This window comes from Arthrobacter sp. Dra40, assembly GCF_059091905.1.
In genome coordinates, this window is sequence record NZ_JBNHHB010000005.1 from 108,317 (window position 1) to 120,385 (window position 12,069).

Consider the following 12,069-nt stretch of genomic DNA (forward strand, 5'->3'; position numbering starts at 1 on the left):
TAGTTAAGGGTACCGGTACCCGGGCCGGGCCAGCCAAACGCCCAAAGTCAGTCCTCCGGGTCAGTAACCCAGCTGCACGTTGTCGATCAGCCGCACCGGTCCGACCTTCGCGGCGACCAGCGCCAAGGCCTCGCCGGTGAACGGCGTTTCCCGGCAGTTGAAGGCCAGCGGCTCCAGGGTCTTCGGGTCCACCACTTCCAGGTAGTCCGGCTGGACCAGCGGCACCGACTCGATCATGGCCAGGGCACCGTCGATGTCCAGGGCTTCATGGCGCTCCGCCTGTCCGCGCAGGTATGCCAGGCTGCGGGACAGCACCAGCGCCGCCTCCCGCTCCGCCTCGGAGAGGAAGCGGTTGCGGCTGGAGAGGGCCAGGCCGTCGTCGTCGCGCACAATCGGCACCCCCACCACGTCCACCGGGAAGTTCAGGTCCGCCACCATCCGCTTGACCAGCACCAGTTGCTGGGCGTCCTTCTGGCCGAAGAACGTCCGATAGTCCGCGTCGCCGGTTGGCAGCCCGAAGTGCAGCAGCTTGGCCACCACGGTGAGCGCTCCGTCGAAGTGGCCAGGGCGGGAGGCCCCCTCGAACTTAGCGCCGAGTTCCCCGGCGGTAATCCTGACCATCGGCCCGCCGTTTGGGTAGACCTCTTCCACGCTCGGCGCAAACACCACGTCCGCCCCGGACTCCGCCAGCAGGTCCAGGTCGGCCTCGAGCGTGCGCGGGTAACGGTTCAGGTCCTCCTCTTCACCGAACTGCAGCGGATTCACAAAAATGGAAACCACGACGACGTCGCTCGCCTGCCGCGCGGCGCGCACCAGGGCGGCATGGCCGGCGTGCAGCGCCCCCATGGTCAGCACCAGCCCCAGCGACGGCCGGCCGCTCGCTCCCGCCTCGGCCAGGAGCCCGCTGGTGGCATCCTTCAGCTCGGCTGCGGTGTTCACAAGGCGCGGACGGGTCACGGGTTCTCCTCCGGTTTGGATTGGGCCAGGATGTCAAGGATTTCGGTGGCCTGCGCTTCTTTCAGCATGCCCCGTTCCACTGCGCGCTGGGCCGTGGCGCGGGCCAGTTCTTCGTAGGCCAGGCGGATGTCGGTGCTGCCCGAATCCACTTCGCGGCGCAGCAGCGCTTCATGATGGCTGCGGACCGTACCGGCATCGCCTCGCGCCACCGGCCCGGTCAGCGCCGATTCACCTGAGGCCAGCGCGTTCTCCAGGGATGCCCGCATCAGGGCGCTGAGCACACGCTCCGGCTGTTCCACGCCGGCTTCGGCCAGCAGTTGGGCGGACTGCGCCGCAATGGTCACCAGGTGGTTCGAGGCATGCGCCAAGGCGGCGTGGTAGAGCGTGCGGTCCTGCTCGGCGATGACCACCGGTTCGCCGCCCATCTCCACCACCAGCGCCTGCGCTATCGGCAGGACCGGGGCTTCGGCGGTCACGCCGAAGCTGCAGTCGTTCAACCGGGCCAGGTCAAGGCTCATGCCGGTAAAGGTCATCGCGGGGTGGATGGCCAGCGGGATGGCTCCTTTCGCCCGTGCCGGGGCGAGCACGCCGGTGCCGAAGCGTCCGGAGGTATGCACCACCAATTGGCCCGGCTGCCAGACCCCGGCCGCGGCCAAGCCGTCCACCAGTTCCGGCAGCGCATCATCCGGTACCGCCAGCAGGACCAGTTCGGCCCGTTCAACGATCTCCGGGATCTGCAGTACCGGTACGCCGGGCAGCAAATTCTCCGCCCGCTCCTTGCTGTCCTCTGACACTGCGGAAACGCCGACGACGGCATGCCCGACTCCGCGCAGCGCGGCGCCGAGCACGGCTCCCACCTTGCCGGCACCGATCACGCCAATGCCCAGCCGTCCGGGCCTAGTGCTGCCCGCCATTGCGGCTCTCCTGTTCCGGTTGGGGTCCGTCCTGCTGCTGCGGACCGTGCTGGCCGTCAGGGCGCTCGGTGGCTGCCTCGGGTTCCAGTCCGCTACTGGATTCGGGCGTGGCTTCGGGTCTAGGTTCGGGCGTGGCTTCGGGTCTGGCTTCGAGCCAGCGCTCGGGAAGACTGCGGCGCCTGGCCGCGGCCGCCCGGGCCGCCTGTTCGTCGAAGAGCCGGCGGGCCGTGTCGGCGTCGATCTGGTAGACCACCGGCGTGACCGGCCCGGCGGTGGTGTGCAGCCGCAGGTCGGCCACCCGCAGGCGCCGGGCCAACGGACCTTGGTGCAGCGCGATGGATTGGGTCCGCTCGTGCGGCACCACGGCGAGGCTGCGCCACAGCCGGCCGCTGCGGGCCAGCAACGCGGTGCCCGTGACGGCAAAGCCGTTGCGCCGCCAGGTCAGCCAGGAGAGCCAGCGGACGCGCCGCGGCGAGGTAACAAAGCCGCCGTCGGAGGCGCCGCCGTCGTTCTGGTCCGTGGCTGCGATCCCGTCCAGGCCCGCGGTGAAGACGGTGAACGGATCCTCCGTGCCCGGATCCGGGAGCACCAGGGCCAGCATCTGCATGACTTCCTGCTGCGTACCAACCGGCAACAACGTGGTGCGGGCACCGGAGTTCTCCGTGCTCACACCGTAGCCGGCCACGTTGACGCGCATCCGGTACCAGCCCTTGAAGCGCCAGAGCGGCGACTGCATGATTTCCACCGCCTGCACCCGGCCCGGCGGAACGGTTTGCGCACGGGTCTCCAGCAGCCCGTAACGCAGCCGGATGCCGTCCGGGGATACCGCGGCGCGGAAGTTGTAGCCGGTGCTGAAGGTTGACCAGTAGCCGGCGGCGACACCGAACGCGGCGGGCACCAGCAGGGCCGGGCCGAACGCTGCATCGAACAAAAAGGTGGACAGCCCCGCCGCGATCAGCATGATGGCAAGGAACACGGTGGTGCCGGAGAGCAGAGCCGCGCCGACGATGCGACTGCCCGGCACGGCCAGGATCTGCTGTTCGGGGGCCTCGGGAACCGGTTCCTGGGCATGGCCCGGTTCACTGGTCAGCCCGGCGGCCCGGGCCAGGATGGTGGCCCGAAGTTCCTGCGCCGCGGCCAGCGGAAGGTACGCCAGCCGCACGGCGGACTCGCCGGCGTCGGCCACCTCGAACTTGAGTTCCGCCAGGCCGAAGATCCGCGCCAGCAGGGGCTGGATGACGTCGATCGCCTGCACCCGGTCAAGCCGGGCCTGGCGGTGCTGGCGGAACAGGACGCCGGAGTTCACGCGGACGTGGCCTTCGGTCACTTGGTAGCGGGTATACCACCAGGACAGGAAGAAGCCGGCCACCAGCAGCAGGACGACCACGGCCACGATCAGCACGGTCCAGACCGCGCGGCCGCCGGTCAGCCCCCAGAATTCGTCGCCGCGGAACACGGCCTCGAACCAGTCGCGGCCAAAGAAGTAGGCGATGGCGGCCAGCGCGATCCAGCCACGGACCAGCGGCGAAATGGGATGCACCCGGTGCCAGGTGCCGGTGGTGTCAGGGGTGACCGGCACCCCCTGGGAGGCCGGCACCACCTCGCCGGACGCATCCGGTCCCCGCCCGTGCAGCGGATCCTGCCCGTGCAGCGGGTCTTGCCCGGTGCTGCCGGGAATGGTCATAGCCCGGCCAGCCTTGCCTGTCCGCGGTCGGAGAGCTGTTCGCGCAGCCGGGCGCCTTCTGCCGCCGGCACTCCGGGAATGCTGGCATTGGTCTGCGGGCTGGCCGTGTGCAGCTTGACCGAGCACAGGCCGAAGGCGCGCTGAAGCGGGCCCACGCCCACATCCACGTACTGCATCCTGCCGTAGGGCACCACCATCACGCGCTGGAAAAACAGACCGCGCCTGATCAGCAGGTCTTCGTCCCGTTCGGCGTAGCCGATGGCCCTGACTTGGCGCGGGATTAGCAGTCCGATCCAGATGCGGACCACGAGGGTGCCCACGCTCAGCAGCCAGGCGAGCCAGGCCGGGAAATCGGGCCACACGCCCGCCAGCAGCAGGACCAGCGGAACGGACAGGACGGCGAGTGCAACCACGGTGACGATCGCCCAGCTGATCAGTTCCACGGTGATGTACTTGGGCGAGACCCGGATCCAGCTGATGCCGGTCGGGTCGATCGCTTCGCTAGGCATACTCCCCCTCGCCTTGGGCCTCGGTCCCGTTGTCCTTGGCCGCCTCGGTGTCTTCGGGCGGGAGCTTGCAGAAATGCTCCACCACCAGCCCTATCACCACCATGATCAGGCCACCGCCCATCATAGCCAGCACGGCCGGCAGCTCGCCGAGGCCGGGCCGGTAGAGAAGCAGGATGAGCTGGTCCAGCAGGATGCCGGCGTGCCAGCCGAAGATCAGCGACCCGGCGTAGGCGCAGGCCTGGGCCAACACCAGCGTGCGGGCCGCCAGCACCGGATTCAGTTCCTTGTCCCGTTTGCCGTTGCGCCAGCGGCGCACCTTCAGGCCCAGCACCAGCGTGAACACGGCGATGGCCGCCATCGTGACCAGCGAGGAGAGATGCAGGAACGGCACCGGCAGCCCGTTGCGCTCGGTGACCTGGTTGCCCAGCCATCCCAGCACCGCTGTGACGACGGCGATGGCCGCCAGGACGCGGTACCTAATGGTCCTCACGAAGCCCCCACCACGCCGGACACTACTGCCCGGCTTCGAACGGTTCGGCTTCGTAGGGCTCTACGCCGTCCAGGTCCCCGGCAGCCTTCGCCAGTTCGCCCACCGGGACCCCGTTGAGCGTGGCGTTCGAGTCCATCCAAGCCCAGGGCGCCAGGACGAAGGCGCGTTCGTGCGCCCGCGGGTGCGGGATGATCAGGTCATCATCGTTCAGGGTCAGGTCGCCGTACGTGATGATGTCCACGTCCAGTGTCCGCGGGCCCCAGCGCACTTCGCGGGTGCGGTGGTGCTTGTTCTCCACCGCCTGGCAATGGGCCAGCAGCTGGTGCGGATCCAGGTCGGTCTCCACTTCCAGCACCATGTTCAGATAATCCGGCTGGTCCTCGGGACCGCCCACCGGCTTGGTCTGCACCACCGCCGAGACTTCGCGGAGCCGCACATGGGGCGTGTCCACCAGGTCTGCCACGGCGTGCGAGAGCGTGTCGCTGCGTTCGCCGAGGTTGCTGCCCAGCGCCAGTACGGCGCGCACGCTCATGGCTTCTCCCGGTAGATGCTGACCGTGACGTCGGAAAACTCCACCTGGATGGGCGCGTGGGGTTTGTGCACGGTCACCTCGACGGCCGCCACGGAGAACGTGCGCAGCACGTGGTCCGCAATCCGCTCGGCCAGTGTTTCGATCAGCTGCAGCGCCTCGCCGGTGATGATCGCTTCCACCTGATCCGCGAGCTCGGCGTAGTTGGCGGTCTTCGTCAGGTCGTCGCCTGCCGCCGCGGGCCGGATGTCCGTGTGCAACGCGACGTCCACGATGAACCGCTGTCCGTCATGGCGCTCTTGTTCCAGCACGCCGTGGTAGCCCACGGCGGAGATGCCGGTGAGCTTGATGATGTCCGGGCGCGCCGGTTGTCCTGCCGCCATGGCCCGCCCTACTTGGCCCAGGCGGCGGCGACCTTGACAGCGTCAAGGGAGGCACCGGCGTCGTGCACGCGCACGCCCCAGGCGCCGTTGGCCGCGGCCAGCGCGGAGACCGCCAGCGTGGCCTCGTCGCGTTCCTTGGGCGCGGCGGCCTTGCCTGCGGTGGTCAGCAACGACCCGAGGAACCGCTTGCGGGAAGCACCGACCAGCAGTTTGTGTCCCAGCTGGGCAAACTGCCCGGTGGCGCGCAGCAGTTCCCAGTTGTGCTCGGCATTCTTGGAGAAGCCCAGGCCCGGATCCAGAATGATCTGCTCCGGTGCAACGCCGGCAGCGACGAACTTGTCGCGCAGTTCCGTCAGTTCCGCGAGGACCTCGGCCACCACGTCCTGATATTCCGCCTTCGGATCCGCATGGCGGGCATCGCCGCGCCGGTGCATCAGGATGTAGGGGACCTTGCGCTCCGCCACCAGCGCCGGCATGTCAGGGTCGAAGGTCATGCCGGACACATCGTTGATAATGGCTGCGCCGGCATCCAGCGCCTTCGCGGCGGTGTCCACGTGCATGGTGTCCACGCTGATCAGGGCGCCGGCCTTGGCCAGTGCCTCGATGACCGGAAGAATGCGCTTCTGCTCTTCTGCCGGAGTGATCGAATCGGCGTCCGGGCGGGTGGATTCCCCGCCCACGTCAATGATGTCGGCACCGCCGTAGAGCAGCTTCAGCCCGTAGGCGATCGCCGCTTCCCGGTTGGCGTGCTCACCGCCGTCGCTGAACGAATCCGGCGTGACGTTCAAAATGGCCATAACGATGGCCCGGTCGGTGGGCAGCTCCGCAAACTTCTTCGGTACGCGTGCCTTGCGCAGCACGGGCAGGGGCGAGGTGGCGGGCCCGGTTCCGGGGACTGCGGCGAGTGAATCCATCTAGTTCTACCGTCTCTATCTCTTCGCTATCGTCCAATGATCAGGCTCATGGCCTCGGCCCGGGTGGCCTGTTCGCGCAACTGGCCGCGCACGGCCGAGGTGACCGTCTTGGCCCCCGGCTTGCGCACTCCGCGCATGGACATGCACATGTGCTCGCATTCGATGACGACGATCGCGCCCTTGGGTTCCAAGTACTTGACCAGCGCCTCCACGATCTGTGTGGTGAGGCGTTCTTGCACCTGCGGCCGGCGCGCGTAGATCTCCACCAGGCGGGCCAGCTTGCTCAGCCCGGTCACCTTACCGTCATGCGACGGAATGTAGCCAATATGCGCGGTCCCGTGGAACGGCACCAGATGGTGCTCACAGGTCGAATAGAACGGGATGTCCTTGACCAGCACCATTTCTTCATGGTTGATATCGAACGTGGTGCCGAGGATGTCCGCCGGATCCTGGTGCAATCCGGCAAAGACCTCCGCATACGAACGGGCAACCCGCTGCGGGGTGTCCTGCAGGCCCTCGCGGTCCGGATCTTCGCCGACGGCGATCAGGATCTCGCGCACCGCCTTTTCGATCCTGGGCAGGTCGATCTGCGGGTCGAAATCCAGTTCGGCAACGACGTCATCGTATTCGGTCACGTATGCGATCCTAGCCGCTGGTGCCCAAAACGCCGCCGCGGCCGTCGTCCTCCGGTAGCTCTCCGCCGGCCGGGTTCGGATCCACAATCACGGCCGCATGGCTTTCTTCTTCCTGCTGGCCGTTGGCGGCGGCGGCGGCTTCCCGCTCGCGCCGCGAAACGACGGGCGGAATGTCATGGACCGGCCGGGTCTCCTTGGACAGCCACACATCGCGCAGGTCGCGGCGGCGCAGGTCATGGAAGATCTCGGCGATCTCACGCTGGTTCAGCGTCTCGCGCTCCAGCAGGGCAAGGGCCAGCCGGTCCAGCACGTCGCGGTTTTCGGTCAGGATCGCGTAGGCCTCGTCGTGGGCGTCGTCGATCAGCCGGCGAACTTCCTCGTCCACCACGAACGCCACGTGGTCGGAGTAGTTGCGCTCATGCGACATGTCCCGACCCAGGAACGGCTCGCCGCCGCCCTGGCCCAGCTTCACGGCACCCACGCGTTCGCTCATGCCGTACTGGGTGACCATCTGGCGGGCGGTGCCGGTGGCCTTCTCAATGTCGTTCGAGGCGCCGGTGGACGGATCATGGAAGACAATCTCCTCGGCCACCCGGCCGCCCATGGCGTAGGCCAACTGGTCCAGCAGCTCGTTGCGGGTCACCGAGTACTTGTCATCCTCCGGCACCACCATGGTGTAGCCCAGGGCCCGGCCGCGGGGCAGGATGGTGACCTTGGTGACCGGCGCGGAGTAGCGCAGCGCGGCGGCAACCAGCGCGTGGCCGCCTTCGTGGTAAGCGGTGATCTTGCGCTCGTGCTCCTTCATCACGCGCGAGCGCTTCTGCGGGCCGGCCATCACACGGTCGATGGCTTCGTCCAGCGCCCGGTCGTCGATCAGCTGGGCGTTGGAGCGGGCGGTCAACAGTGCGGCCTCGTTGAGCACGTTGGCCAGGTCGGCGCCGGTGAATCCGGGCGCACGCTTGGCCAGCGACCGCAGGTCCACGCCGGGGGCCATGGGCTTGCCGGCCGCGTGCACCTGGAGGATCTGGTGGCGGCCCTCAAGATCCGGGGCCTCCACGGAAATCTGCCGGTCGAAGCGGCCCGGGCGCAGCAACGCCGGGTCCAGCACGTCCGGGCGGTTGGTGGCGGCGATCAGGATGACGTTGGTCTTGACGTCGAAGCCGTCCATCTCCACCAGCAACTGGTTCAGCGTCTGCTCGCGTTCGTCGTTGCCGCCGCCCACGCCGGCACCGCGGTGCCGGCCTACGGCGTCGATCTCATCCACGAAGATGATGGCTGGCGCGTTGGCCTTGGCCTGCTCGAACAAATCACGGACACGGGAGGCACCGACGCCCACGAACATCTCCACAAAGTCCGAACCGGAGATGGAGAAGAACGGTGCCCCGGCCTCGCCGGCCACGGCGCGTGCCAGCAGGGTCTTGCCGGTTCCGGGCGGACCGTAGAGCAGCACGCCCTTGGGGATCTTGGCCCCCACGGCCTGGAATTTGGCTGGTTCGGAGAGGAACTCCTTGATTTCGTGCAGTTCCTCGACGGCTTCGTCCGCGCCGGCGACGTCGGCAAAGGTCACCTGCGGCATGTCCTTGGAGATCAGCTTGGCCTTGGACTTGCCGAACTGCATGACCTTAGAGCCGCCGCCCTGCATCCGCGACAGCAGGAACCAGAAGATCAGGCCGATGATCAGGATGGGCAGGATCAGGCTGATGAAGCTCATGAACCAGTTGTTTTCCACCGGCTGGTCGGTGAAGTTGTCCACCCCGGAGGCGTTGATTGCGTCCACGATATCCGGGCCGCGGTCGCGGCTGTAGAAGAAGGTGACCGACTTGCCCTTGTTGGCGCCGTCGATGACCAGGTCGTCGCGCAGCGTCAGGTCGACGCTCTGCGCGCCGTCGTTAATCCGGGCTTGTTCCGCCTTCTTGTCCTGCAGCAGCGAAAGTCCCACACTGGTGTCCACCCGCGAGGACTGCGGACCGGCCAGGTTTGGCACGGCGATCAGGAGGATGACCAAGACCAGGACAATCCAGATGATTGGTCCCTTGAAAAGGTTCTTCAATTTCATGCGACTTGGGGGCTTGCGCCCGTCCCTCCTGCTTGTCCGCGCGTGATGGCAGCCCGGTGGGCTACTACAGCTATACACCGTCCGTCTTCATTCACGCTCGGCGGAGCCGATAAGTTCCCTCTCGGCGTAGCGTGGCCTTCAGTAGACGGTGCAGCGGTTATTCGTAAATGTGCGGCGCCAGCGTGCCGATGAAGTCCAGGTTGCGGTAGCGCTCGGCGTAGTCCAGCCCGTAGCCCACGACGAACTCGTTCGGGATCTCGTAGCCGACGTATTTGACGTCGATCTCCACCTTGGCGGCGTCGGGTTTACGCAGCAGCGTGCAGATTTCCACGCTGGCCGGACCGCGGGAAATCAGGTTGGTCTTCAGCCAGGACAGCGTGAGGCCGGAGTCGATGATGTCCTCCACGATGAGCACATGCTTGCCCATCAGGTCCGTCTCCAGGTCCTTCAGGATCCGCACCACGCCCGAGGACTGGGTGCCGGAGCCGTAGGAGGAGACGGCCATCCAGTCCATCTTGACGTGGCTGTGCAGGGCCCGCGCCAGGTCTGCCATGACCATCACCGCGCCCTTGAGGACGCCGACGATCAGCAGATCGCGTCCTTCATAATCCTTATCGATCTGGGCAGCCAGCTCGGCAACGCGCTGCTGGATCTGCTCCTTGGTGTAGAGGACGTGCTTGAGGTCTGCCTGGACGTCGTTGGAATCCACCACTTGCTCCCGGGTCTAGCGGTCTGACTGACCGGGGCTGCGGCCAGTTGCTCTCAACACAAGATTGCCATAGCCGGTGCCATCTTGGGGAACCGTATTGGCATTCGTCCGCCGGTAGACGCTGACGAATCCGGCCAACTGGACGGGGCCGGCCGAACCGTGGCGGCGCAGCAGCGTTTCGGCCGCTTGCAGCCGTTCGTAGCTGGGATTCTCGCCGCCCAACTCCGCGGCGGCCAAGGCGATTACGCGGTGCTTCATGGCGGCCGGGAGCCGTTCAATGCCGTCGCGCCGCAACTCCACTCCGTCCGGCGTCACGAGCCTCACGCGGCGGTATTCTTCGGCCGCCTGCTCCTGCAAGTACTCCGCATCCGCGGCCAGGATCTGAGCCGAACGCCACAGCGCCTCTGCCACGCCGGGGCCCATTTCGTCTTCCAGGAACGGCATCACCCGGGTCCGGATACGCGAGCGCATGAAGCGCGGATCCGTGTTGCTGGGGTCGTGCCAGGGTTGCAGTCCGGCCAGGGCGCAGACTTCCTCGGTGTCCCGCCGGCGCAGCGCCAGGAACGGACGCAGGTACTGGCCCCGCTTCACCGGCATGCCGGCCAGTGAGCGGGTGCCGGAACCGCGCCCGAGGCCCAGCAGCACCTGCTCTGCCTGGTCGTCCAGGGTGTGCCCCAGCAGAACCGCGGCCGCGCCGAATTCCGCCGCCGCAGCGTCCAGGGCTGCGTAGCGCGCCGTCCGGGCGGCGGCCTCCGGCCCCATCCCGGCGGATTCCACGCGCACGCGGCGCACCTGGATAGGCGCCAGGCCCAGCGATTCGAGCTGCAGCCGCGCCCCCTCAGCCACCTCGGCACTGCCTGCCTGCAATCCATGGTCGACGACGACGGCCCCCACCCGATAGGGACGGATGCCGTTGCGCGCGGGACGGTTGAAGAATTCGGCGGTGATGGCCAAGGCCAGCGAATCCGGCCCGCCGCTGCAGGCCACCAGCAACAGCGGCGCTTCGGCGGAGTCCGCGGCGGCCGGTGCCGGCCCAAACTCTTCCAGCACCTGGCGCAACTGGTGCCGGACGGACCCCACGCGCGGATGGAGCCGGGGCTTGCGCCGGCCCGCTGCCACACCGCTCATGCGCGGCTGAGGTCCATGCGGCTGATCCACAGGTCTGGATGGTGGATCTCTTCCTCGGTGGGCAGATTTTCCGGACGCTCCCACACGGCGTTGAAGCCTTCCATGCCGACCTGCCGGGTCACGGCGCGGACGAACTTGGCGCCGTCGGAGTACTGCCGCGCCTTGGCGTCCAGACCCATGAGCTTGCGGACCCAGTTCTCCAGCGCGCCGCGGCTCTGGCCACGGGCGTTGAACCGTTGGCGGATGGTTTTCACCGTCGGAACGATGGAGGAATCCACCGCATCCATCACCACGTTGGCGTGGCCCTCCAGCAGGCTCATCACGGCCGTCAGGTGCGAGAAGACCGCTTTCTCCTCCGGGCCCTGGATCAGTTCCAGGAGGGAACCCTTGAGCGAAGAACCCGGCGCTCCGCCGTCGTCCTTCCCGCTGTCCTTGGTCGCGGCCACGGCGGCCTTGACGGCCTGCTGCAGCCGCTCGCCCAGGGTGTCCGCTTTTTCCACCAGTGACGTCGAGAGCTCGCCGATCTGCTCCATCATGTGATCACGCAGCCAGGGCGCGGCAGCGAACTGCACCCGGTGCGTCTGCTCGTGCAGGCAGACCCACAACCTGAAGTCGGCCGGCACCACGTTCAGTTCGCGTTCCACGGTCACGATGTTGGGCGCCACCAGCATCAACCGGCCGGCCGCCGGGCCGCCGGGCAGCAGCGAGCAGAACGGGTCGTACTGGCCCAGCACCTTGCTGGACAAGAAGGAGAGGATGGCGCCCATCTGGGTGCCGGTAAGCGCGCTGCCCACGGCGGTGGTGGCGCTCTTGAGCTGGTCCGGGCGTTTCTCGGCGAGCGCAGTGAGGGCCGGGGCCAGCATGACCTCAAAGCTGCGGGCGTTGGCCTTTGACCAGGCCGCGCGGTCGATGATCAGCACCTCGGAATCGCGGAGGTCGCGGGCGGCGTCGAGACCGGTGATGCGGTGCACGTGGTCTACCGATTCCTCGGCAAGCCGGCGCAGCTCTTCCACGGCAGCACGGATTTCCGCGCCCTTCATCCGAGGGCCGGCCGGGGTCAGTTTGGCTGCCGTGGAGGCGGCCAGTTCCCAGTTGACCAGACGCGGGGGCGGGCCTGATGAGGCGCCGGATTCACTGGGGGTGGGTGCGCTGCTGTCCATG

The 12,069-nt window shown here is 67.6% G+C and carries 13 protein-coding genes; all 13 read right to left on the reverse strand.

Going from position 1 to position 12,069, the window contains the following annotated elements; translation table 11 throughout:
- Positions 1–60: 60 nt before the first annotated feature.
- A complete protein-coding gene (gene panC / locus AC5RWT_RS04395; RefSeq protein WP_494079296.1) occupies positions 61–957 on the reverse strand; it encodes a pantoate--beta-alanine ligase in 897 nt (298 codons plus the stop codon).
- Positions 954–1,871, reverse strand: a complete 918-nt coding sequence (locus AC5RWT_RS04400; RefSeq protein WP_353915983.1) for a Rossmann-like and DUF2520 domain-containing protein — start codon at positions 1,869–1,871, stop codon at positions 954–956. Before AC5RWT_RS04400 ends, panC begins: the two co-directional genes overlap by 4 nt.
- Positions 1,855–3,555, reverse strand: coding sequence for a PH domain-containing protein (locus tag AC5RWT_RS04405; RefSeq protein WP_494079297.1), 1,701 nt, complete (start codon positions 3,553–3,555; stop codon positions 1,855–1,857). Before AC5RWT_RS04405 ends, AC5RWT_RS04400 begins: the two co-directional genes overlap by 17 nt.
- Positions 3,552–4,064, reverse strand: coding sequence for a PH domain-containing protein (locus AC5RWT_RS04410; protein ID WP_494043380.1), 513 nt, complete (start codon positions 4,062–4,064; stop codon positions 3,552–3,554). Before AC5RWT_RS04410 ends, AC5RWT_RS04405 begins: the two co-directional genes overlap by 4 nt.
- Complete coding sequence (locus tag AC5RWT_RS04415; RefSeq protein WP_494043379.1) at positions 4,057–4,554, reverse strand: DUF3180 domain-containing protein; 498 nt, start codon at positions 4,552–4,554, stop codon at positions 4,057–4,059. Before AC5RWT_RS04415 ends, AC5RWT_RS04410 begins: the two co-directional genes overlap by 8 nt.
- 22 nt (positions 4,555–4,576) lie before the next feature.
- Positions 4,577–5,086, reverse strand: coding sequence for a 2-amino-4-hydroxy-6-hydroxymethyldihydropteridine diphosphokinase (gene folK, locus AC5RWT_RS04420; RefSeq protein ID WP_494043378.1), 510 nt, complete (start codon positions 5,084–5,086; stop codon positions 4,577–4,579).
- Positions 5,083–5,466 carry a dihydroneopterin aldolase gene (gene folB, locus AC5RWT_RS04425; RefSeq protein ID WP_494043377.1) on the reverse strand — a complete coding sequence of 128 codons (384 nt, stop codon included), beginning with the start codon at positions 5,464–5,466 and terminating at the stop codon, positions 5,083–5,085. Before folB ends, folK begins: the two co-directional genes overlap by 4 nt.
- Positions 5,467–5,474: 8 nt before the next feature.
- On the reverse strand, positions 5,475–6,380 hold the full coding sequence (gene folP, locus AC5RWT_RS04430) for a dihydropteroate synthase (RefSeq protein ID WP_494079298.1): 906 nt from the start codon (positions 6,378–6,380) through the stop codon (positions 5,475–5,477).
- 26 nt (positions 6,381–6,406) lie between these two features.
- Positions 6,407–7,015: a GTP cyclohydrolase I FolE gene (gene folE / locus AC5RWT_RS04435; RefSeq protein WP_494079299.1), complete on the reverse strand. Its 609-nt coding sequence runs from the start codon at positions 7,013–7,015 to the stop codon at positions 6,407–6,409.
- 10 nt (positions 7,016–7,025) lie between these two features.
- On the reverse strand, positions 7,026–9,071 hold the full coding sequence (ftsH, locus tag AC5RWT_RS04440) for an ATP-dependent zinc metalloprotease FtsH (protein ID WP_494043374.1): 2,046 nt from the start codon (positions 9,069–9,071) through the stop codon (positions 7,026–7,028).
- Between the two features lie 157 nt (positions 9,072–9,228).
- Positions 9,229–9,780: a hypoxanthine phosphoribosyltransferase gene (gene hpt / locus AC5RWT_RS04445; RefSeq protein ID WP_353916673.1), complete on the reverse strand. Its 552-nt coding sequence runs from the start codon at positions 9,778–9,780 to the stop codon at positions 9,229–9,231.
- A gap of 15 nt (positions 9,781–9,795) precedes the next feature.
- Complete coding sequence (gene tilS / locus AC5RWT_RS04450) at positions 9,796–10,908, reverse strand: tRNA lysidine(34) synthetase TilS (RefSeq protein ID WP_494079300.1); 1,113 nt, start codon at positions 10,906–10,908, stop codon at positions 9,796–9,798.
- Positions 10,905–12,068, reverse strand: a complete 1,164-nt coding sequence (locus AC5RWT_RS04455; RefSeq protein ID WP_494079301.1) for a zinc-dependent metalloprotease — start codon at positions 12,066–12,068, stop codon at positions 10,905–10,907. Before AC5RWT_RS04455 ends, tilS begins: the two co-directional genes overlap by 4 nt.
- Between the last annotated feature and the right edge of the window lies 1 nt (position 12,069).